Below are 20,518 nucleotides of genomic sequence, written 5' to 3' on the forward strand. Positions count from 1 at the left end.
TTCCGTCGGCGTCACCCCAAGGCAGCCTGCACCCAGCGCGCCCAGGCCAGCGCCGCCCGATCCTCGCCACGGCGGCCGACGATCTGAATCCCCAAAGGAAGCCCTCGCGGCCCGGAGCCCGCCGGCACCGTCACGCACGGCACCCGCAGCGACGTCCAGATGAAGTTGAAGCACGGGTCGCCGGTCCATCCCAGACCTTCCGGCGCCTCACCGGGGGCCGAGGGAGTCAGCAGTACATCGACCTCTCCCATCGTCTCGGGAAAGCCCCGTTGCGTCGCGTCGAACACTGCATAGGCATTGTCCAGGTCGTCAGGCGTCTGCTGCAGGCCGAATTCCATCCGCGCACGCAGATCGTCACTGAGCAGGTCCGCGTGGTTCGCCAGTTCCCACCCCAGCGCCCGGGCGCTTTCCACGTTCATGATGATCGGATGCGCATCGATCAGCCGGCTGTAGATCTCCGGCAGATCGATGTCCGACACGGCCGCGCCGGCCTTGGCAACGGCGGCGATCACCTGGTCCAGCAGCGCGTGGGTCTCCTCTGCCGCGGCATACCATGTGGGGGACCGGCAGATGCCGATACGCGGCGCGCGATCGAGGGCCTCGTCCGGATCGCCCAGGTCGCGACCAGACACGGCGCCGGCGAACAAGGCGCAATCGGCAACGGTTCCGGCCATGACGCCGACCGTGTCCAGGCTGTCCGACATGATCTTCATGCCGATCCGGCTGATCGTGCCGTAGCTGGGCTTGTAGCCAACCACGCCACAGAACGCCGCCGGCCGGATGATGCTGCCGGCCGTCTGGGTGCCGAAAGCCAGCGGGAAGAATCCCGCCGCGACGCCGGCCGCCGATCCGGACGAGGACCCGCCGGGGGTATGCGCCGGGTTGGCCGGGTTCGCCGTCGGCCCCGGCCTGCGTGTGGCGAACTCGGTCGTGACAGTCTTGCCGATCACCACCGCGCCGGCCCGCCGAGCCCAGGCGACCGCAGCGGCGTCGGCGCGAGGCTGCCATGCGTTCCAGATCGGCGAGCCGTATTCGCTGGGCATATCCTCGGTGTCGAGCACGTCCTTGACCCCGACCGGCAATCCCCTCAGCGGACCATCCTGGGCCGCCCGGGCCGCATAGCGCGCCTGATCGGCGGAAAACCAGGTGAAGGCCCGCACCTCCGACTCACGCGCGTCGATGCGCTCGATGCAATCCTCCATCAGCTCTTCGGCGCGCAGCGTGCCTGACCGGATTCGACGCGCGGCCTCGGTCGCGGAGAGTGTCGACGGATTGGTCATGGCTGGCTGATCCCCGATGCGTGACGGCCCTTGTTTAGCAGGGTTTCGCCGCCCTGTCGGCCCCATGGCCGGCCGTCGTCGACCGGTGTTTGACAGGTCCCTGCCGACGCGGAAAGCTGCGCGCAATACGCCATCGAACCGAGGCAACCATGAGGAACGATCCCGAACCGCTGTCGTCCGCCGAGACCCGCAACCTGCAACGCGTGGCCGGCATGATGGTCCCCGCCAGCGCCGAATACGATGTTCCCGGCGCCGATGACCCCGCCATCTTCGCAGACATCGTCAAATCTCTCGGCCGTGATCTGCCGGAGGTGCGCAAGGCACTCGCCGCCTTGAACGCGTCCGCCGGCGGCAGCTTTGCCGATGCGGACATGGCCAAGGCCGAAGCCGCGGCCGCCGCCCTGCGGGAGGCCGGCGGCGCCCCGCGGGCGGCAATCGAACGCGCGATCCTGCAATGTTACTACCGCGATGACCGCGTGCTGCGCTCGTTGAACATTGAGCCGCGGCCGCCATTCCCCAAGGGTCACACGCTGGAACAGGGCGACTGGTCGCTGCTGGATGCGGTGCGCAGCCGCCCGAAGCTGTGGCGAGACGCGCCGAGATGAAGCGCAACGATATCGTCGATGTCCTGATTATCGGGTCCGGTGCCGCCGGCGCCGCGGTCGCGTGGAGCCTGGCCGAGACAAAGATGCACATCCTCTGCCTGGAACAGGGCGACTGGATGAAGCCGACGGACTACCCCAGCAACGGGCGGGACTGGGAGGCGCGGCGCTGGGCCGATTTCGACATCAGCCCGAACCGGCGGGGACGCGATACCGATTATCCGGTAAATGACGACAACTCGCTGATGAAGATCGCCAATTTCAATGGTGTCGGCGGCGGAACGCTGTTTTACACGGCGCACTGGCCGCGGCTGCACCCATCGGACTTCCGGGTGAAGTCGCTGGACGGAATCGCCGATGACTGGCCGATCGACTACTGGAGCCTGGAAAAATTCTTCGAGGAAAATGACCGGATGATGGGCTCGTCCGGCCTGCCCGGCGACCCCGGCGTGCCGCCGCGCAACCCGCCCATGCCGCCGATCCCGCTGGGCCGCACCGGCACCCGTTACGGCAAGGTCATGAACACGCTGGGCTGGCACTGGTGGCCGTCCGACACCACCGTCGCCACCAGGGATTATGAGGGCCGCGCCAAATGCATCAACCTGGGCCACTGCACCCCGGGCTGCGCGCAAGGCGCGAAGGCCAGCACCGATATCACCTATTGGCCGCTGGCGATCCGCGCGGGGGTGGAACTGCGCACGCGCTGCCGCGTGCGGGAGATCACCACGAACGAACACGGCATGGCGTCGGGCGTGATCTACTATGACCGCGAAGGGCAGGAATGTTTCCAGCCGGCGGAGATGGTCATCGTGGCGTGCAACGGCATCGGCACGCCGCGCCTGCTGCTGAACTCGGCATCCGGCCGCTTTCCCAACGGGCTGGCGAACTCCAGCGGGCTGGTCGGCCGCAACCTGATGCTGCATCCCTGGCCGCAGGTGCGCGGCTATGTCGAGGATGAGCTGGACGGCGACCGCGCCCCGATGACGGTGCTGTGGAGCAAGCAGTTCTATGAGACGGATCCGAACCGCGACTTCGTTCGCGGCTACACGCTGCAATTCGCCCGCGGCACCGGCGTGGTGAATGAGGCGATCCAATCCGCCGCCGCCGATCAGTTGCCATGGGGCCAGGGTCACCACGATGCTTATCGGTCGCATTTGTTCCACCGGCTGCAGGTTGGCATTGCCTGCGATGACTTGCCCGAGGAGCACAACCGCGTCACGCTCGATCCGGTTCTGAAGGACAGCCACGGCATCCCGGGCGCTCGGGTCGACTACACGATCGGCGAAAACACCCGGCGGATGATGGAGCACGGGATCGCCCGGGCGACCGAGATCCTGGAGGCGGCTGGCGCGAAGGACATCTATACGTCGCGCACCTTGCTCAACAGCCCCGGCCACATGCTGGGTACCGCCCGCATGGGCACCGATCCGGAACGATCGGTGGTGAACCCCTGGGGCCGCAGCCACGACGTGAAGAACCTGTTCATCGTGGACGGCAGCGTCTGGGTGACCGGCGGCGGCGTGAACCCGACCTCCACGATTCAGGCCGTGGCGCTATACATCGCCGACCAGATCAAGCAGCGCCTGGCGAACCTGTTCGATTGAGTTCCGCCGGGGTGCCGGTGGCGTGATACCAGCCGGCGCGGCACTCGACCCGTCGCGAGCGTCGCCGTCATCACGGGCGCCGGCCAGTCAGCCGCGGCTCGCCCCAGCCACGGCTCAGCCCAGCCACGGCTTAACCCAGCGGCGGCTCGCCATCGTAAATCCCGCTCCACGCCGGTGCCTCTTCGGCAAGGGGCGTCGCTGCCGGCCGGCAGCCGGCCATGGGCGCCTGCCATGACGGAAGGAAAGGAACGGCTGAACCGGTGCCCCAGCCGTGACAGTGCACCGATTTTCATGGTCCGGCGGGTTGGATACGGGTTGGATACGGAACTGGCGAATGCCGGGACGGACATGCCATGCTGCAACCCCTGGTTTTGAACAGAGCGATTTTGCCCATCCCGCGTATGGCCCGCCATCTGCTGTCGCGCGTCGCACTGGCCGCGATCGTGCTGCTGTTGCTGCCCGGCGTGATGACGCCGGCGCGGGCGGCCGAGGCGAACCCGCTGGCGGTTCCCGACGCGTCCAGTCCGCGAGCGGCGCTGCAGGGCTTCCTGGCTGAGACCGACAGCATCTATGCACGCTGGGCGGACCTGATGGCCGATTACCTGCACGGCGGCACGCTCTATCTGACACCCGGCCAGAAACGGGTCATCCGCGACGTGCTGAACGATGCGCCGAACGCCGGCCGCATCCTGGACCTTTCGGGGGTGCCGCCGATCCTGAGGCCAAATGTCGGACAGGAGCGTACGCTGCAGTTCCGGGAGATCCTCGATCGGATTCCGCTGCCTGATCCGGCCGACATCCCCGACGCGACGGCGATGGCAAAGCAGACCGCCAAGCGGTGGCGCCTGCCGGGTACCGAGATCGAGTTCGTGCAGATCCCGCAAGGCCCCCGCGCCGGCGACTATGTCCTGTCACCGGCGACGGTGGAGCGGTTGCCGGAATTCTATGACCGGGTGAAGGACCTCCCATACAAGCCGGGTGCTGGACGCCGCCTGATCGAAACCTATCATGACTTCGACCCCGCCAGCGCCAACTCGATCTATGACATCTTCATCGCCTCACCGGTGGGTCTAGCGGTCATCCTACCGATGCGCTGGATGCTGGCCTGGCCGAGCTGGACGCGCGCCCATGTCGGCGGGGCGACGGTGTGGCAGTGGATCGGCCTCGCCATCGGCGCGGGGCTCTGCGCGGGCCTGCTGTGGCTGAGCCGCCGCCTCGCCGTTCGCCTGTCGGCCCAGCCGGAGGAATCCTTGCGCCACCGCTGGCACCTGATCCCGGTTCCGGCGGCGCTGCTGCTGATCGCCGGGCTGGCCCTGCCGGCATTATGCGCATTCCTGCGCATCGGCGGCACGCCGCGGATCATGATCGAGGTGCTGGAAACGACGATGTTCTACGGCGCCTGCGCCTGGCTGGCCCTCTCATGCTGCGCCGTCGCCGGTGAGACGATCGCGGGCGCCGAGGGTCTGGCGTTGCGCACGTTGGACGGGCAGTTGGTCCGGCTGGCCAGCCGGCTGGTCGGCGTCATGCTGGCCATCGGCTTCCTGGTAGAAGGCGCGGACAGCCTTGGCATCCCCGCCTACTCGGTGCTGGCCGGGCTGGGCGTCGGCGGTCTGGCGGTGGCGCTGGCCGCCAAGGACAGCCTGGCCAACCTCCTCGGCTCCCTGCTCATCATGTTCGAGAAGCCGTTCCGCGTCGGCCATCACATTCGCCTCGCCGGGCACGAAGGGACGGTGGAGGATGTCGGCTTCCGCAGCACCCGTATCCGCACGCCGGACAATTCGCTGATCTCCATCCCGAACGACTCGGTGATCAACACGATGGTCGAAAACCTGTCGCTGCGGCCGATGCGGCGGCAGCGTTTCAGGATCGGACTGCCCTACACCACGCCCCGAGTCACGCTGGACGCTTTCACCGATGGTGTCCGGCGGCTGATCCACGACCATGAGTTGACGGAGAAGGACGGCATCCGGGTGTCGCTGAGCGATCTGACCGACAAGGGCCTGGACATCCTGATCGTCTTCCACCTGCAGGTCCCCGACTCCGCAACAGAGTTGCAGGCTCGGCACGAAATCCTGCTGCGCGTCATGGCACTCGCCGAGGAAATGGGCCTCTCCTTCACCTAGCCGGGCCTCCACCCGGCACGGAATCTACTTGCATCACACGTCGGGGTTGCCGGCGGTGAGGCGCCGGACGGGCGGAGGCGCGTCTCGACGGGGCGCCTCCGCCGGATTCAGCGAGTCGTCGCCATCGGCATGGAAGCGGCATGCGGCGCGTCCAGCGTCGCGCCGCGTGCCACCGGGGTGATGGTGGCGAGGCTGAGGCCCAGCAAGGCCAGACGGACCAGGATACTCATCAGTCGATCTCCGGAGTCGCCGGCGGCGTAGCCGGCAATTGTCAGCGGCGGAGATGGACCTTTGCACCCGTCAGCATAATAGCCGCTTCCGGCATTATATTTATGCACCAGTTCGGATAATCGCACTGACCGGCGAAACAGTCTCAACCTCGCCGTATGGTTGTGCAACGCGGCCGCCAGCGTGACGGCTGATGATTGCCAATCATTGCAATCCGCACAAAGCGGCCTTGCGCCTTGCGGGAGTCTATGCAACACGCCGCTCCGCTTTATCGAAGCAACAGTTTTTTCGAGGAGACGTCCGGGGTGACAGACACCATCCTGGAGACACAGGGTCTTACCAAGGAGTTCGGGGGCTTCCGAGCCGTCGACGGCGTGGATCTGCAGGTCGAGCGGGGCAGCATCCACGCCCTGATCGGGCCGAACGGCGCGGGCAAGACGACGTGTTTCAATTTGCTCACCGCGTTCCTGCCGCCGACAAACGGCAAGATCGTCTTCAACGGTCGCGACATCACCGGCATGAAGCCGGCCATGGTGGCGCGCCTGGGTCTGGTGCGCAGCTTTCAGATCTCGGCCGTCTTCCCGCATCTGACGGCGCTCGAGAACGTGCGCCTGGCGCTGCAGCGCGCCCGCGGCGCCAGCTTCGATTTCTGGCGGTCGGACAAGGCGCTGAAGGTCTATGACGACCGGGCGCGGGAACTGCTGTTCGACGTCGGGCTGACCGGATTTGCCGACATGGTGGTCGCCGACATGGCCTATGGCCGGAAACGCGCGCTGGAGATCGCCACCACCCTGGCGCTCGAGCCGGAGATGATGCTGCTCGACGAGCCGACCGCCGGCATGGCGCATGGCGACGTGGACCTCGTCGTGGAGTTGATCCGGCGGATCCGGACCGGCCGCACGATCCTGATGGTCGAGCATAACCTGTCGGTGGTGGAAGGCCTGTGCGACAAGCTGACGGTGCTGACCCGCGGAAAGATTCTGGCGGAGGGACCGTACGAGACCGTGTCGAGAAATCCTGACGTGATCGCCGCCTACCTGGGGACCGCCGATGCTTGAGATCAAGGATCTGAACGCCTGGTATGGCGAGAGTCACATCCTGCATGGCGTCGACTTCGAGGTTCGCGAGGGCGAGGTGGTAACGCTGCTGGGCCGCAACGGTGCCGGCAAGACTACGACGATGAAGTCGATCATGGGGCTGGTGCCCCGTCGCCAGGGACAGGTGAAGTTCCGCGGCGCGGACATGATCGACCTGCCGCCGAACCATATCGCCCGTGCCGGCATTGCCATCTGCCCCGAGGAACGGGCGATCTTCGGTTCGCTGTCGGTGACCGAGAATCTGTTGCTGCCGCCGATCGTTGCGCCGGGCGGCTTGGACATCCCGACGATCTACACGCTGTTTCCCAACCTGAAGGAACGCGCCAAGACGGCGCACGGCACACGCCTGTCGGGGGGCGAGCAGCAGATGCTGGCGATCGCGCGGATTCTGCGCACCGGCGCCAAGATGCTGCTGCTGGATGAGCCGACCGAGGGTCTGGCCCCGGTGATCGTGCAGCAGATCGGCCGCACGATCCGCGAGATCAAGAACCGCGGCTTCACCGTGCTGCTGGTGGAACAGAATTTCCGTTTCGCCGCCACCGTCGCCGACCGTCACTATGTCATGGAACACGGCAAGATCGTGGACATGATCCCGAACGACAAACTCGAAGCCAGCATGGACAAGCTGCACGAGTATCTCGGGGTGTGAGCATGGCGGTGTGCATGGACAGCTGTCAGATCGATCCCGGCCGTTCCGGCCGCAAGCCGCACCCGCTGTCCATGCGGGGCATCAAGGCCAATTTCGGGGGAAACCAGCAGTCTTCGTCCGCCGTCCTGGTTCGGCCGCCACGATGCTTGCGTGGCGGGGCCACGGGTGGCACCCACCCGACGCATGCATGAAGGTGCAGTCATGACACTCTCCCGCCGTTCCGTCCTTGCCGCAGCCGGCGCCGCCACGTCCCTGCCGCTGCTCAGCCCCGCGCTGCTCCGTCCCGCCCGAGCCGATACGCCGACCATCAAGATCGGCGTGCTGAATGACCAGTCCGGTCCGTACACCAATACCGGCGGCCTGACGTCGGTGGCCTGCGCCAGGCAGGCGGTCGAGGAGTTCAATCCGTCGGCCAAGGGCTTCAATGTCGAGGTCATCACCGCCGATCACCAGAACAAGCCGGACCTCGCGGTGTCCATCGCGCGCCAGTGGTTCGACCGTGACGGTGTCGACATGCTGCTGGACGTGCCGACTTCCTCGGTGGCGCTGGCGCTGCAGTCGGTGGTGAAGGAAAAGAACAAGGTCTACATCAATGTCGGCGCCGCCTCCTCGGCCCTGACCGGGGAGCAGTGCTCGCCGAACTTCCTGCACTGGGTGTACGACACCTACATGCTCGCCAAGTCGACCGGCGGCGCGATGGTGAAGGCGGGCGGCGATTCCTGGTACTTCCTGACCGCCGACTACGCGTTCGGCAAGCAGTTGCAGGCGGATACCACCAGCTTCGTCAAGGCCGCCAAGGGCGACGTGAAGGGCGCGGCGCTGTATCCGTTCCCTGGCACAACCGACTTCTCCTCTTTCCTGGTGCAGGCGCAATCCTCGGGTGCGAAGGTACTGGGCCTGGCGAATGCCGGCAGCGACACGGTCAACTCGATCAAGCAGGCGCATGAATTCGGCCTCGACCAGTCGATGAAGCTGGCGGCGCTGCTGATGTTCATCACCGATGTGCACGCGCTGGGCCTGGATATCGCCCGCGGCCTGATGCTGACGGAAAGCTTCTACTGGAACATGAACGACAAGACCCGCGCCTGGACCAAGCGGGTGTTGCCGAAGACCCCGAACAACTACCCGAACATGATCCACGCGGGCTGCTACTCGGGGGCGCTGCACTACATGAAGACGGTCGCCGAAATGGGTGCCGCCGAGGCGAAGAAGGACGGCGTGGCCACCGTCAACCACATGAAGAAGATGCCGGTCGAGGACGATTGCTTCGGCAAGACCACGATCCGGGAGGACGGCCGTCACCTGGTTCCGGCCTATCTGTTCCAGGTGAAGAAGCCGGCCGAGAGCAAGGAGCCCTGGGACTACTACAACCTGGTGGCGACCACGCCGGCGGATGAAGCGGCTCGCCCGCTCGCCGACGGCCACTGCTCTTTCATCAAAGCCTGAACATCACCGAGGGGGAACGGCGAGGCCGGGAAACCACAATGATCATGATCTTTGGCATTCCCGGCCCGCTGCTGTTCGGGCAGTTGCTGCTGGGCCTGATTAACGGCGCCTTCTATGCGATGCTGTCGCTGGGACTGGCGATCATCTTCGGCATGCTCAACATCATCAACTTCGCGCATGGCGCGCTGTTCATGATGGGCGCCTTCGTCGCGTGGATGCTGCTGAACTACCTGGGTATCGGCTATTTCCCGGCGCTGATCCTGTCGCCGCTGATCGTCGGCATCTTCGGGCTGGCCCTCGAAAAGACCATCATCAGCCGCCTGTACAAGCTGGACCATCTGTATGGCCTGCTGCTGACCTTCGGCCTCGCCCTGGTCATTGAGGGCCTGTTCCGCAACGCCTATGGCAGCTCCGGCATGCCATACCGCATTCCGGACGTGTTCAGCGGCGCGGTAAATCTGGGCTTCATGTTCATGCCGGTCTATCGCGGCTGGGTCGTCGTCGCCGCGCTGGTGGTCTGCCTGGCCACCTGGTTCGCGATCGAGAAGACGTCGCTGGGCGCCACGCTACGCGCCGCGACGGAAAACGCGCCGATCGTGCAGGCGTTCGGCGTCGACGTGCCGCGGCTGATCACGCTGACCTATGCGGCCGGCGTCGCGCTGGCGGCCTTCGCCGGCGTGCTGGCGGCGCCGATCTATTCGGTGAATCCGAACATGGGTTCCAATTTCATCAACACCGTTTTCGCGGTCGTCGTGATCGGCGGCATGGGCTCGATCATGGGCTCGATCATCACCGGCTTTGCGCTGGGAGTGATCGAGGGCCTGACCAAGGTCTTCTATCCGCAGGCTTCGGCCACCGTCGTCTTCCTGGTGATGGTGATCGTATTGCTGGCCAGGCCGCGTGGCCTCTTCGGAAGGACGGCCTGACATGTTTGGTTTTTCGCGTCCGCAGCTCATTGCCTTCGCGGTGATGGTGGCGTTGATCGTCTTCTGCCCCTTCGTGCTGTATCCGGTGTTCCTGATGCGGGTGCTGTGCGCCGCGCTGTTCGCCTGCTCCTTCAACCTGATGATCGGCTATGTCGGCCTGCTATCGTTCGGTCAGGCGGCGTTCTTCGGCATGGGCAGCTACATCTCGGCCTGGACGATGAAGAACTGGGGCATCGACGCCTCGATCGCCATCATCCTGGGCGGCCTGACTGGCGGCGTGCTGGGGCTGGTCCTGGGCTTCCTGGCGATCCGTCGCTCCGGCATCTATTTCGCCATGATCACCTTGGCGCTGGCGCAGATGATCTACTTCTTCTGCTTGCAGGCGCCCTTCACCGGCGGTGAGGACGGCATCCAGCAAGTGCCGCGCGGCACCCTGTTCGGCCTGATCGACCTGTCCAACGACATGACGATGTACTGGGTGGTCGCCGGCGTATTCCTGGCGGGCTTCCTGATGATCCACCGCATCATCCACTCCCCGTTCGGGCAGGTGCTGAAGGGTATCCGGGAGAATGAGCCGCGGGCTACCTCATTGGGCTATCGGACGGACGACTACAAGCTGATCGCCTTCGTCCTGTCCTGCACGCTGGCCGGCGTGGCCGGCGGCACCAAGGCGCTGGTGTTCGGCATCGCGACACTGACCGACGTCCACTACTCCACGTCGGGTGAAGTCGTGCTGACGACCCTGCTGGGTGGCCTGGGCACAGTGTTCGGGCCCGCCGTCGGCGCTGTCGTGGTCACGGCGATGGAGAACTACCTGGCGCAGTTTGGTGCCTGGGTTACCGTCACCCAGGGCGCGATCTTCGTGATCTGCGTGCTCGCCTTCCGCCGCGGCATCATCGGTGAGCTTGGCGCCAAGCTGAAACTGGCGCTGTGATCGGCGGTCCCGCGACCGCCGATATCTGCAACCCCTATGGGCCCGACCAGCGGCGACCCGAAGAGACCCGCCGCTTTTTGGCGGCGCGGTCCCTGCCTTTTCCGTAACGTGGCAAGCTCATCCCGGACAAACGGCTCGGGCGGGCCGTCAGGACCGTCCACCGAGAACCATGGGATGAGAGGGCTTCAACCGCATGAGCGGGCCGCTGCTGGTTTCGATCCTGCTTTGCCTGATTGCCGGTAGCGCGATCGACACCGGCAGCATCTGCGTGGTGCGAGCGGTGCGCGACGCGGTCGACCGCAAGTTCGCCCTGGTCCTGGGCTGCCTCGTCACCCTGCTGTGCGCCACGGCGATATTCACCATTGACACGGCGATGGGCTGGCAGCTGCGGACCGCTTCCTGGGCCTGGCCCACGGCACGCATCCTGGCCGGCGCCGCGCTGTTCGGCGCGGGAGCGGTGCTGAACGGCGCCTGCGCGGTCGGCACCATCACTCGCCTGTGCCGGGGTGACCTGGGCTATGTGGCCACTCTGCTGGGAGCCATCGCCACGACGCTGCTGGTGCCTGGGACCCTGCTGCCCGGGCTCGCGGCGGCGGACACCGCCGAAGCCGGGCTGGCGTGGCTCGTCATCGTCGCCGCCATCGCCCTGGCGCCGCTGGTGATGCTGCGGCGCCATATCGTACGGCGGATCGTCCTTGCCTATGCCACCCTGGGCGTGGTCCTCGCGGTGATGGCCAACCTGCGCGGCGACTGGACCTGGCTGCGCCTGGTCCAGGAAGCGAGAGCCGGCCTGCCGATCCGGCTGGAGGTGGTGGCGTGCATCGTCGCCGTCCTGGTGGGAGCAGCCGTCACGGCTCGGTTTCGGCGCACCTTTCGCCTGGTGCGGCCCAATCCCGGCGCCATGGCGAGGGAAGCCGCCGGCGGCGCGCTGATGGCGGCCGGCGCCGTGCTGATCCCCGGCGGCAACGACCTGCTGCTGGTCTATGGCGTACCCAGCGGCAGCCCACACGCCGTCGCCGCCTATGCGGTGATTGTCGCCACCATGGTGCTGCTGCTGGGCCTGATCCGAACGACCCGTCGCTGGGCAACCTGGCCAATCCCCTGAACCGGTTCGACCGATCTGCAGGGGCTTGGTCCGGCGATCGCGGCCCGCTCAGCGTTCGCCCTGCCGCAAAGCCCTCCGCCAGGCGCGCAAAGACCCTTGTCCGTCCCAGCGGGCGCAGGCCCCTCCGTCATGACGGGAAGGAACGAGGCTCTCGCCGCACCGGATGCCCTGCCCCGCCCGGACTCTGCGCCCGCCTGAAAGGAAGCAACGGTGGACCAGTCAGATCAACGCCGCCGGATCCGACGGCTACATGCCCAGGGCGTGGCGATAGACGTCCAGCAGGGTCTCCGCCTCCTCGACCTCGGCGGGTTCCTGCTTGCGGATGCGGATCAGCTGGCGCAGTACCTTGACGTCGAACCCGGCCGACTTGGCTTCGGCGTAGATGTCCTTGATGTCATTGCCCAATGCCTTGCGCTCTTCCTCCAGCCGCTCGATGCGCTCGACCAGGCTGCGCAGACGCTCCGCCGCGACGCCGCCGGTCTTGATCTCCTCTTCCGTCACCGCTTTCGCCATCGCTCCGGTCCTTCAAGCAAGCAGGGCGGGCGGCAATAACCGCCCTGTCCCGGTCGGTCAATGGCGGCAATCGGCCGCCGGCTGGACAACCGCCGCCCTGGTCGGCGCGCGAGGCGGCAGCGATGCCGCCCCGCGGTCAGACGCTACTTGTGATCCTTGATCATCGGGCAACGCGACTGCGACAGCGGCTGGAATGCCTCATCGCCCGGGATCGTCGACACGAGCTTGTACAGATCCCAGTCGCTCTTCGACTCCGCCGGTGTCTTCACCTGGAACAGATACATGTCGTGCACCATGCGCCCGTCCGCCCGGATCTTGCCGTTATGCGCGAAGAAGTCCTGGATCGGCATCTCCCGCATCTTGGCCATCACCGCCTCGGCATCTGTCGTGCCGGCGGCGTCCACGGCCTGGAGGTAGTGCATGGTGGCCGAATAGGCACCTGCCTGCAGGCCGTTCGGCATTTTGTGCAACTTTTCATAGAAACGCTTGGCAAAGGCACGCGTGCCGTCGTCCATGTCCCAGTAGAACGTATCGGCCAGCACCATGCCTTGTGTCGCCTGTAGACCGATGCTGTGGATGTCGTTGATATTCGCCGCCAGGCTGGCGAGCGTCGCGCCGCCCTTGGTCAGCCCGAACTCCGATGCCTGCTTCACCGTGTTGATCAGGTCGGTCCCGGCATTCGCCAGCCCGATCACCTGCGCGCCCGATGACTGCGCCGCGATCAGGAAGGAGGAGAAGTCCGCCGTCTCGATCGGCGCCCGGGATTCGCCCAGCACCTTGCCGCCATTGGCGGTGACGACCGCCCCGCTGTCGCGCGACAGCTGATGGCCGAACGTGTAGTCGGCAGTCAGATAGTACCAGGTCTTCCCGCCCTTCGCGAGCACCGCCCGGGTCACCGCGTTGGCATTGCCGAACGTGTCGTAGGTGTAGTGGACGGTGAAAGGGTTGCAGGCCTCATTGGTGATCGACACCGCGCCCGGCCCGTTCAGCATCACGATCCGCTTGCGCTGGTTGGCGACATTCATCACTGCCAGCGCCGGCGAGGACGCCGCCACATCCATCAGCGCCACCACATTCTGCGTATCGAACCATTTGGAGGCGATCGACGCGGCAATGTCGGCCTTGGTCTGATGGTCGGCGATCAGCAGCTCAATCGGACGCCCCAGCACCTTCCCGCCGTAATCCGCAACCGCCATCCTGCCGGCCAGCTCGGTGCCGGGACCGGTGACGTCGGCGTACAGGCTGGCCATGTCCAGGATCATGCCGATGCGCACCGGCTCCGCCGAAGCAGCCGGCGCGGTCTGCGCCCGGACGGGACCGGCGGTGAGGGTGGCGGCGCACAGCATGGCCGCGGCAAGGGCTTGTTTCAGTCGTCTCATGGGCGATCCTCCTCCCGCGCCGCTATGGCACGGGTTCCTGCCGGCGCTGTATCAACGCGACGCACGACAGATGCAAGACGCTGCGGCGCATCCCGCACCCTGCACCGCCACGGTTGACGCGAGCACTTTCCCATCGTTGCGCTATGTCACGCCAACGAACGGGCGCGCCGAGAAACCGCTCACCATCAGCATTTCCGAAAAGCCGCACGGGCCGGTGCCCGGCCCGTCGATCGGTTCGCGGTCGCCATCCGATTAGACAGTCGGCGCAAGGCCGGCGCGGCAAGACCGGCCATTGCCGACAATGCGGACTCCAGCGCCGTCCGCGCCTCCGCCGCCGGGCCGCCAGGTCCGCACCGAAGCTGGCACGTGGAACCGCGGGAACGGGTTCGGTCCGCCTCGTTGCTAACGAAACCGTCTCGTGGGCGACCCCAGGCATGTGCGCGATCGTTGCGTTCTGTCCGCGGGACCGGCGTCAAGATGAAGGGCGGCGCCGATAAGGCAGAGCCGGGGCTGTCCCGCCGCCGTCAGTGCCCCGGGTGGGACTTCGCGAGCGCGGCCTTCTGTTCCGGCGCGGCCTCGGTCTGGTGCTTCGCTTGCCACTCCTTATAGGGCATGCCATAGACGATCTCCCGAGCGTCCGGATCGGCCAGGGTTATCCCCTTCGCCTCGGCGGCTTCGCGGTACCACCGGCTGAGGCAGTTGCGGCAGAACCCGGCCAGGTTCATCAGGTCGATGTTCTGCACGTCGGTGCGTTCCCGCAGGTGCTGGACCAGGCGGCGGAATGCGGCGGCCTCCAGCTCTGTGCGGGTCGCGGTGTCGAAGTCCGGAGCGGACATGCGGTCTCTCTCCCATGCTCTACCAAGGCGTTCGATCCAGAACATTGGATCCCACGCTGCTTGATACAGCCCAAGCGGCGGATTGTGCAGAGATGGCGTCGCCAGCGCGCGTCCGCCATACTTCGCCGCACCGGAAAGTGCCACCGGAAAGCGCCACCGGGCACCGCACCGGAGAATGACGGAGGAATTCGCCCATGGGCGACACCGGTCCCTGGACTGACACGGCCGCCCGCGCCGCGCTGCGCGACCTGTTCGACACCGCCATCGCGGCAGCCGACCCGCGGCGCGTGCTGGCGGCCTGGCTGCCGCCCAAGCCGACAAGGGGACGCTGCATCGTGGTCGGCGGTGGCAAGTCGGCGGCGGTGATGGCCGCGGCGCTGGAGGAGGCATGGCCCGACGTCCCGCTGGAAGGCACCGTGGTCACCCGCTATGACCACGCCGTCCCGACGCGGCGGATCGAGGTCATCGAGGCTTCCCACCCCGTGCCCGACGAAGCCAGTGAGCGCGGCGCCCTGCGTCTGCTGGAACGGGTCCGCGGCCTGACCGCGGATGATCTGGTGATCGCACTGATGTCGGGTGGCGCCTCGGCCCTGCTGGCGGCGCCGGTGGCGGGGCTGACACTGGCCGACAAGCAGGCGATCAACCGTGCCCTGCTGGCCTGCGGGGCGAACATTTCCGAAATGAACACGGTCCGGAAACACCTGTCGGCGATCAAGGGCGGGCGCCTGGCCGCGGCGGCGGCGCCGGCGCGGGTGGTGACGCTGGCGATCAGCGACGTGCCGAACGACGACCCCGCCGTTATCGGCTCCGGCCCCACGGTCCCCGATCCCACCACCTTCGCCGATGCGCGGTCCCTGCTCGCGCGTTACGGCATCACCCCCTCACCCGCCGTGGCCGCGCGTCTGGCCCAGGACGCGGATGAGACGCCGAAGACGCTGGCCAACAGCGAGTTCCACTTGATCGCCACTCCGATGATGGCCCTGGAAGCCATGGCCGCGCGCGCGCGGGCATTGGGGTTGACGCCGCTTATCCTGGGCGACGCGCTGGAGGGCGAGGCCGCGCAGGTCGGCACCGTCATGGCCGGGATCGCGCGGTCGGTCCGCGCCCATGGCCATCCGCTGCGACCTCCGGCGGTGCTGCTGTCGGGCGGGGAAACCACCGTGACCATGTCCGGTCATTCCAGCGGCAAGGGCGGCCGCAACACGACGTTCCTGCTGGGTCTAGCGATCGCACTGGCCGGCGCCCCCGGCATCTGGGCCACGGCGGGCGACACCGACGGCATCGACGGCATGGAGGAGATCGCGGGCGCCCTGGTGACGCCCGACACGCTGGCACGCGCGAAAGCTCAGGGCCTCGACGCGCGCGCCTCCCTCGCCGCCCATGACAGCCATGGCTTCTTCGGTGCCTTGCATGACCTGATTGTCACTGGACCGACCCTTACAAATGTTAACGATATCAGAGCAATCATCATCGCCTGACCCGGGCTGATGGGGTCGCGCCCCGAAAGCCGCCCCCTCAGGACCGCACATCAAAGGGAAACCGTCATGGCCGCCCGTCCGAAGCTGCGCCGCCGCCGGCGCACCAAGATCATCGCCACGCTTGGGCCGTCCAGCTCCTCGATCGAGACCCTCACACGCCTGTTCCAGGCCGGCGCCGACGTCTTTCGGTTGAACTTCTCGCATGGCACGCATGAGGATCATGCCGCCCGCATCGCGATGATCCGGGAGCTGGAGCAGCGTTTCGACCGGCCGATCGGCATCCTGGCCGACGTGCAGGGGCCGAAGCTGCGGGTGGGGCGGTTCGGCGGCGGTCGGGTGCAGTTGCAGACCGGCCAGACCTTCCGCCTGGACCTGAACCCGACACCGGGCGACCGCGACCGGGTGAACCTGCCGCACCCCGAAATCATCGAGGCCGCCGCCATTGGCTCGACGCTGCTGCTGGACGACGGCAAGCTCCGCCTGCGCGTCACCCGCAAGCGGGCCGATGCGCTGGAGACCGAATGTGTGGTCGGCGGTCCGCTGTCCGATCGCAAGGGCGTCAACGTCCCGGACGTGGTGCTGCCGATTCCCGCCCTGACGGCGAAGGACCGGGAGGATCTGGACTTCGCCGTCGCCCACGGCGTCAGCTATATTGGCCTGTCCTTCGTGCAGCGGCCTGAGGACGTGATGGAGGCGCGGCACCTGATCGCCGGCCGCGCCTGGACCATGGTGAAGCTGGAAAAGCCGCAGGCGCTGGACAATCTGGAAACCATTCTCGACCTGACCGACGCGGTGATGGTCGCGCGCGGCGATCTGGGCGTGGAACTGCCGCCCGAGGAAGTACCCCTGGCGCAGAAGCGCATCGTCCGGCTGGCGCGGCGGATGGGCAAGCCGGTGGTGGTGGCGACGCAGATGCTGGAAAGCATGATCAGCGCGCCGGCTCCGACCCGCGCCGAAGCCTCGGATGTAGCAACGGCGGTATTCGATGGCGCCGACGCGGTCATGCTGTCCGGCGAAACCGCGGCCGGCCAGTACCCCTACGAAGCGGTCAACATGATGGACCGGATCGTCGCCCGGGTGGAGCAGGACGCCGAGTGGCGGGCGCTGATCGATTCGTCGCGCCCGCCGCCGGAAACCCACACCGCCGCGGCGATCGCCGCCGGCGCCGCCCAGATCGCCGCCACGATCCACGCCAAGGCGATCGTGGCCTTCACTGACTCCGGCAGCACCGCCCTCCGTGTCGCCCGCGAGCGTCCGGCCGCCCCGGTCATCGGACTGACCCGCACCGCCGAGGTCGCTCGGCGTATGGCGGTGATCTGGGGTGTGCATGCGGTCGTCAGCCATGACGCGCATTCGATGACGGATGCGGTCAACCGCGCGTCCCGCATCGCGCTGTCGGAAGGATTTGCCAGCCACGGCGAGGAAATCGTCGTCGCCGCCGGCGTGCCGTTCGGGCAGTCCGGCACGACGAACGCACTGCGGGTCGCAACCGTCAAATAGCCGGATGCATGGGTGCCGCCGGCCGGCGGATCATTCCCCCTTTGATCCGCCGCATCCCCTTCACGGCGTTATCCATCCCGCCCCTGGTTCCGCATGGTTCGCGGGGGCCACGTCAGCGCGCAGCCTTCTCGCCGTGGCGGGCCCAGGTGACGACCACCAGCATCAGCGCGATCACGACCGCCACCTCGGCCCACAGGAAGACCAGAATGTCCGCGCGCACGCCAAGCGGCGGGCTGCCCGGCATGATCGAGCGCATCACCGGCAACGCGAACATCATACCGCTGAGCACCGACGCCAGCGTGGTGTCCGCGCGGCGGAGGCGCAGGAACACCAGCACACCGATCGTCAGGGCGATGCAGCCGACCACGCCCATCGCGGTGTAGAGCGTGACGGCGAAGAACCGCACCTGGTTGGGTCGCCGCACGGTGATATCAAGATCGATGCTGTCCCCGTCGAGGCCCTGGGCCGCTGGCGCGATGTCGTAGCGCCACGCGGCGTGCTGACTCCAGACGGTGACCTTCAACGGGAGCCGTTTCCCAAGGTCAATGCCATCGCGCGCGCTGATCATCACCTCCGCGCGGTAGTGATCGAACGGATACCCGTCGACCCGCCCACGGTTCAGGTCCACGCCAATTGGCACGGGCGACACCGGTTCGTCCCGCCGCAGGCGAATGTGCCGCTCGAACGCTCCGTCCGCGACGATCACGACGGCATCCAGCGCGATCGGATCCCCGAACCGGTGGCCGAACATGCCGGCGGTGGTCGAGAAATCGAGCTGCCCCTGCAGCTCCGACCGCATCGGGTCGAATGACTGGATGTCCAGGTAGGCCCACAGCGCCGGGCCAGCGTCGCCGGCGTGCCGTTCGAACTGCTGCTCGTCCGGTGGTGGCAGCCCCATCGTCGTCATGGTGATCAACACATAGGCCAGGGCTATGGCGCCCAGGCCCGCCGCCAGCGCTGCGGTTCGGCGTAGCGAAACTCTCACGGCCGGAGCGCCCTCATTTCCCACTGCCCTATTCCCCACTGCGTGGAATTGTTGCCACGGCGGACCAGGGCGCCGCTAGAGTCCGGTCGCCAAGGCCGGCGGCCAGAAGACGCGGATCGTACTCTGCGGATCGTACTCTTAATGAAATTAAAGAATTGCCGGAGCATGACAGGATCAACCCGACCCTGTCCTACCCTCACCGGGGTCAGACGGCCGGCAGCGGGTCGCTCCACAGGCGGCGCAGCGGGCCATCGGCACCGCCCACCGGGTCGGCCGCCGGAGCCGGAACGGCCGCGACTGCCCGGCGCGCCGCATCATGCCCGCGCGCATCACCCCGGCGCGTGTCCGGATTCGGACCGTTATCGGGATAAGCCCCGACGATGAGCAGGTCGTCCGACTTGGACTGGCAGCAATGGCCGACACCGGCCGGGATGACAACCACGTCCCCCGCCATCACGCGCAGCACCTGGCCGCCGGGGCCGCCGAACAACACCCCGGCAGAACCGCCCGCCACACCCAGCGCCTCATGCGCGTTGCCGTGGAAATGGTGGAAGCCGTAGACGCCGTTGCGCCAGGCCGGCGGCCAGCGATGCCGGGCGAAGAGCTGCTCGATGGCCACCGGATCAGGCGGGACGGCCGCGCGATAGACCAGCAGGGGCAGGCGCGAGTTCGGGATTTCGCCATCATCGGCGAAGGTGAAGGTCAGCGGCTCGGTCATGTCGGTCAGGCCTCCGGTGTGATTGTGTCGCCCTCTTCCTCATCCCCATAGCCCAGCAGGCGTAGCGCGCGGCCGCGAATCCCCATCGTGCCGGCGGCATGGATCAGCGCTTCCTCCCGCCCATGGGTCACCCAGACCTCCGGCGCGCCGACATCGGACAAGGTCCCCAGCAATTCGTTCCAGTCGGCGTGATCCGAAATCACCAGCGGCAACTCCACCCCGCGCGATTTCGCGCGCTGGCGGACCCGCATCCAGCCCGATGCCAGCCCGGCCACCGGATCCTCCAGCCGCCGAGCCCAGCGGTCGGCGATGGCCCCTGGCGGCGCCAGGACGATCGCGCCCACCAGCGAGGCCTTCGCGGCCATCGTCGCCGGCCGCAGGTCGCCCAGCTCGACGCCGCACTGCCGGTACACATCGCACATCGATGCCAGTGCCCCATGCAGGAAAATCGGCCGGTCCCAGCCGGCCCCGCGCAGCAGGGCGATCAGGCGTTGGCATTTTCCCAACGCATAGCAGCCGATGACATGGGTGCGACCCGGAAACAGCGCGACGCTGTCCAGCAGCTTCGCAATCTCATGCGCCGGCGGGGGATGCACGAAGACCGGCAGAGCGAAGGTCGCCTCGGTGACGAACACGTCGCATCGCACGGGCTCGAAACCGGCGCAGGTCGGATCGGTGGTACGCTTGTAATCGCCACTGACCACGGCGCGCGAACCCCGATACTCCATCGCCACCTGCGCGCTGCCAAGCACATGGCCGGCGGGCGCCAGCCAGACGCGGACCTCGCCGATGGTCAGTGCCTCGTGCCAGCCCAATGCCTGCCGCGACCCGCCGGCCCCGTCACCCAACCGCGCGCGCATGATCGCCAGGGTCTCGGCGGTGGCCAGGACGGCACGATGCCCGGCCCGCGCATGATCCGAATGGCCATGCGTGACGATCGCGCGATCGACCGGCCGCAGCGGATCGATGAAGAATCCTCCCGGCTCGCAATACAGGCCCTGCGGCAGCACTTTCAGCCAGGTATCGGGATGCGGCATGCCGCGGATGTGGGCGGCCTCGGCCGGTTTGACCAGACCGCCGGCTGAACCATCCGGCCGGCTGCCTCGCTGAGCCGG

At 67.1% G+C, this 20,518-nt stretch carries 19 protein-coding genes; 11 read left to right on the forward strand and 8 right to left on the reverse strand.

Features of this window, described 5'->3' with window-relative positions:
* Positions 1-11 precede the first annotated feature (11 nt).
* Positions 12-1,280 (reverse strand): amidase, encoded by a 1,269-nt coding sequence (locus VHC04_RS01090; RefSeq protein ID WP_325677045.1) that lies wholly within the window; start codon positions 1,278-1,280, stop codon positions 12-14.
* A 149-nt stretch (positions 1,281-1,429) separates the two neighbouring features.
* Here VHC04_RS01090 and VHC04_RS01095 point away from each other — a divergent pair, with 149 nt between their 5' ends.
* The 3 genes from VHC04_RS01095 to VHC04_RS01105 all read left to right on the forward strand — a co-directional run bounded on the left by VHC04_RS01095 (position 1,430) and on the right by VHC04_RS01105 (position 5,609).
* Positions 1,430-1,885: a hypothetical protein gene (locus VHC04_RS01095; RefSeq protein ID WP_325677047.1), complete on the forward strand. Its 456-nt coding sequence runs from the start codon at positions 1,430-1,432 to the stop codon at positions 1,883-1,885.
* Positions 1,882-3,486, forward strand: coding sequence for a GMC family oxidoreductase (locus tag VHC04_RS01100; protein WP_325677049.1), 1,605 nt, complete (start codon positions 1,882-1,884; stop codon positions 3,484-3,486). The genes VHC04_RS01095 and VHC04_RS01100 overlap by 4 nt, the downstream gene beginning before the upstream one ends.
* A gap of 353 nt (positions 3,487-3,839) precedes the next feature.
* Positions 3,840-5,609 carry a mechanosensitive ion channel family protein gene (locus VHC04_RS01105; protein ID WP_325677051.1) on the forward strand — a complete coding sequence of 590 codons (1,770 nt, stop codon included), beginning with the start codon at positions 3,840-3,842 and terminating at the stop codon, positions 5,607-5,609.
* A 107-nt stretch (positions 5,610-5,716) separates the two neighbouring features.
* Here VHC04_RS01105 and VHC04_RS01110 read toward each other — a convergent pair whose 3' ends face one another.
* Positions 5,717-5,839: a hypothetical protein gene (locus VHC04_RS01110; RefSeq protein ID WP_325677053.1), complete on the reverse strand. Its 123-nt coding sequence runs from the start codon at positions 5,837-5,839 to the stop codon at positions 5,717-5,719.
* Positions 5,840-6,142: 303 nt separating this feature from the next.
* Here VHC04_RS01110 and VHC04_RS01115 point away from each other — a divergent pair, with 303 nt between their 5' ends.
* The 6 genes from VHC04_RS01115 to VHC04_RS01140 all read left to right on the forward strand — a co-directional run bounded on the left by VHC04_RS01115 (position 6,143) and on the right by VHC04_RS01140 (position 11,994).
* Positions 6,143-6,895, forward strand: a complete 753-nt coding sequence (locus VHC04_RS01115) for an ABC transporter ATP-binding protein (protein ID WP_325677055.1) — start codon at positions 6,143-6,145, stop codon at positions 6,893-6,895.
* Positions 6,888-7,583 (forward strand): ABC transporter ATP-binding protein, encoded by a 696-nt coding sequence (locus VHC04_RS01120; RefSeq protein ID WP_325677057.1) that lies wholly within the window; start codon positions 6,888-6,890, stop codon positions 7,581-7,583. The genes VHC04_RS01115 and VHC04_RS01120 overlap by 8 nt, the downstream gene beginning before the upstream one ends.
* 201 nt (positions 7,584-7,784) lie before the next feature.
* Positions 7,785-9,029, forward strand: a complete 1,245-nt coding sequence (locus VHC04_RS01125) for an ABC transporter substrate-binding protein (protein ID WP_325677059.1) — start codon at positions 7,785-7,787, stop codon at positions 9,027-9,029.
* Positions 9,030-9,067: 38 nt separating this feature from the next.
* Positions 9,068-9,955 carry a branched-chain amino acid ABC transporter permease gene (locus tag VHC04_RS01130; protein ID WP_325677061.1) on the forward strand — a complete coding sequence of 296 codons (888 nt, stop codon included), beginning with the start codon at positions 9,068-9,070 and terminating at the stop codon, positions 9,953-9,955.
* Between the two features lies 1 nt (position 9,956).
* Positions 9,957-10,889 (forward strand): branched-chain amino acid ABC transporter permease, encoded by a 933-nt coding sequence (locus VHC04_RS01135; RefSeq protein ID WP_325677063.1) that lies wholly within the window; start codon positions 9,957-9,959, stop codon positions 10,887-10,889.
* Between the two features lie 193 nt (positions 10,890-11,082).
* Complete coding sequence (locus VHC04_RS01140; RefSeq protein ID WP_325677065.1) at positions 11,083-11,994, forward strand: YeeE/YedE thiosulfate transporter family protein; 912 nt, start codon at positions 11,083-11,085, stop codon at positions 11,992-11,994.
* A 246-nt stretch (positions 11,995-12,240) separates the two neighbouring features.
* On the opposite strand, the gene VHC04_RS01145 is transcribed toward VHC04_RS01140, so the two are convergent.
* The 3 genes from VHC04_RS01145 to VHC04_RS01155 all read right to left on the reverse strand — a co-directional run bounded on the left by VHC04_RS01145 (position 12,241) and on the right by VHC04_RS01155 (position 14,722).
* Positions 12,241-12,507 carry a DUF2312 domain-containing protein gene (locus VHC04_RS01145; protein WP_325677067.1) on the reverse strand — a complete coding sequence of 89 codons (267 nt, stop codon included), beginning with the start codon at positions 12,505-12,507 and terminating at the stop codon, positions 12,241-12,243.
* A gap of 143 nt (positions 12,508-12,650) precedes the next feature.
* Positions 12,651-13,886, reverse strand: a complete 1,236-nt coding sequence (locus VHC04_RS01150; RefSeq protein ID WP_325677069.1) for an ABC transporter substrate-binding protein — start codon at positions 13,884-13,886, stop codon at positions 12,651-12,653.
* Positions 13,887-14,410: 524 nt separating this feature from the next.
* Positions 14,411-14,722 (reverse strand): DUF1244 domain-containing protein, encoded by a 312-nt coding sequence (locus VHC04_RS01155; protein ID WP_325677071.1) that lies wholly within the window; start codon positions 14,720-14,722, stop codon positions 14,411-14,413.
* Between the two features lie 194 nt (positions 14,723-14,916).
* Here VHC04_RS01155 and VHC04_RS01160 point away from each other — a divergent pair, with 194 nt between their 5' ends.
* Together VHC04_RS01160 and pyk are read left to right on the forward strand one after the other, a co-directional pair.
* Positions 14,917-16,200, forward strand: coding sequence for a glycerate kinase type-2 family protein (locus VHC04_RS01160; protein ID WP_325677073.1), 1,284 nt, complete (start codon positions 14,917-14,919; stop codon positions 16,198-16,200).
* A 66-nt stretch (positions 16,201-16,266) separates the two neighbouring features.
* Positions 16,267-17,700 (forward strand): pyruvate kinase, encoded by a 1,434-nt coding sequence (gene pyk / locus VHC04_RS01165; protein ID WP_325677075.1) that lies wholly within the window; start codon positions 16,267-16,269, stop codon positions 17,698-17,700.
* Positions 17,701-17,812: 112 nt separating this feature from the next.
* Here the strand turns inward: pyk and VHC04_RS01170 are convergent, their stop codons facing one another.
* The 3 genes from VHC04_RS01170 to VHC04_RS01180 all read right to left on the reverse strand — a co-directional run bounded on the left by VHC04_RS01170 (position 17,813) and on the right by VHC04_RS01180 (position 20,440).
* Positions 17,813-18,607: a DUF4436 family protein gene (locus tag VHC04_RS01170; protein WP_325677077.1), complete on the reverse strand. Its 795-nt coding sequence runs from the start codon at positions 18,605-18,607 to the stop codon at positions 17,813-17,815.
* Between the two features lie 283 nt (positions 18,608-18,890).
* Positions 18,891-19,403: a cupin domain-containing protein gene (locus VHC04_RS01175; protein WP_325677079.1), complete on the reverse strand. Its 513-nt coding sequence runs from the start codon at positions 19,401-19,403 to the stop codon at positions 18,891-18,893.
* Positions 19,404-19,408: 5 nt separating this feature from the next.
* Positions 19,409-20,440, reverse strand: coding sequence for a ligase-associated DNA damage response exonuclease (locus VHC04_RS01180; protein ID WP_325677081.1), 1,032 nt, complete (start codon positions 20,438-20,440; stop codon positions 19,409-19,411).
* Positions 20,441-20,518 lie beyond the last annotated feature (78 nt).

It is taken from the genome of Rhodopila sp., from assembly GCF_035548095.1.
Classification (GTDB): domain Bacteria; phylum Pseudomonadota; class Alphaproteobacteria; order Acetobacterales; family Acetobacteraceae; genus Rhodopila.

What these genes read in the sequence shown, in the direction of transcription:
- VHC04_RS01090 (WP_325677045.1), bottom strand. Translation starts at nt 1,280, where the DNA reads ATGACCAATCCGTCGACACTCTCCGCGACCGAGGCCGCGCGTCGAATC.
- VHC04_RS01095 (WP_325677047.1), top strand. Translation starts at nt 1,430, where the DNA reads ATGAGGAACGATCCCGAACCGCTGTCGTCCGCCGAGACCCGCAACCTG.
- VHC04_RS01100 (WP_325677049.1), top strand. Translation starts at nt 1,882, where the DNA reads ATGAAGCGCAACGATATCGTCGATGTCCTGATTATCGGGTCCGGTGCC.
- VHC04_RS01105 (WP_325677051.1), top strand. Translation starts at nt 3,840, where the DNA reads ATGCTGCAACCCCTGGTTTTGAACAGAGCGATTTTGCCCATCCCGCGT.
- VHC04_RS01110 (WP_325677053.1), bottom strand. Translation starts at nt 5,839, where the DNA reads ATGAGTATCCTGGTCCGTCTGGCCTTGCTGGGCCTCAGCCTCGCCACC.
- VHC04_RS01120 (WP_325677057.1), top strand. Translation starts at nt 6,888, where the DNA reads ATGCTTGAGATCAAGGATCTGAACGCCTGGTATGGCGAGAGTCACATC.
- VHC04_RS01125 (WP_325677059.1), top strand. Translation starts at nt 7,785, where the DNA reads ATGACACTCTCCCGCCGTTCCGTCCTTGCCGCAGCCGGCGCCGCCACG.
- VHC04_RS01130 (WP_325677061.1), top strand. Translation starts at nt 9,068, where the DNA reads ATGATCATGATCTTTGGCATTCCCGGCCCGCTGCTGTTCGGGCAGTTG.
- VHC04_RS01135 (WP_325677063.1), top strand. Translation starts at nt 9,957, where the DNA reads ATGTTTGGTTTTTCGCGTCCGCAGCTCATTGCCTTCGCGGTGATGGTG.
- VHC04_RS01140 (WP_325677065.1), top strand. Translation starts at nt 11,083, where the DNA reads ATGAGCGGGCCGCTGCTGGTTTCGATCCTGCTTTGCCTGATTGCCGGT.
- VHC04_RS01145 (WP_325677067.1), bottom strand. Translation starts at nt 12,507, where the DNA reads ATGGCGAAAGCGGTGACGGAAGAGGAGATCAAGACCGGCGGCGTCGCG.
- VHC04_RS01150 (WP_325677069.1), bottom strand. Translation starts at nt 13,886, where the DNA reads ATGAGACGACTGAAACAAGCCCTTGCCGCGGCCATGCTGTGCGCCGCC.
- VHC04_RS01155 (WP_325677071.1), bottom strand. Translation starts at nt 14,722, where the DNA reads ATGTCCGCTCCGGACTTCGACACCGCGACCCGCACAGAGCTGGAGGCC.
- VHC04_RS01160 (WP_325677073.1), top strand. Translation starts at nt 14,917, where the DNA reads ATGGGCGACACCGGTCCCTGGACTGACACGGCCGCCCGCGCCGCGCTG.
- pyk (WP_325677075.1), top strand. Translation starts at nt 16,267, where the DNA reads ATGGCCGCCCGTCCGAAGCTGCGCCGCCGCCGGCGCACCAAGATCATC.
- VHC04_RS01170 (WP_325677077.1), bottom strand. Translation starts at nt 18,607, where the DNA reads ATGACGACGATGGGGCTGCCACCACCGGACGAGCAGCAGTTCGAACGG.
- VHC04_RS01175 (WP_325677079.1), bottom strand. Translation starts at nt 19,403, where the DNA reads ATGACCGAGCCGCTGACCTTCACCTTCGCCGATGATGGCGAAATCCCG.
- VHC04_RS01180 (WP_325677081.1), bottom strand. Translation starts at nt 20,440, where the DNA reads ATGCCGCATCCCGATACCTGGCTGAAAGTGCTGCCGCAGGGCCTGTAT.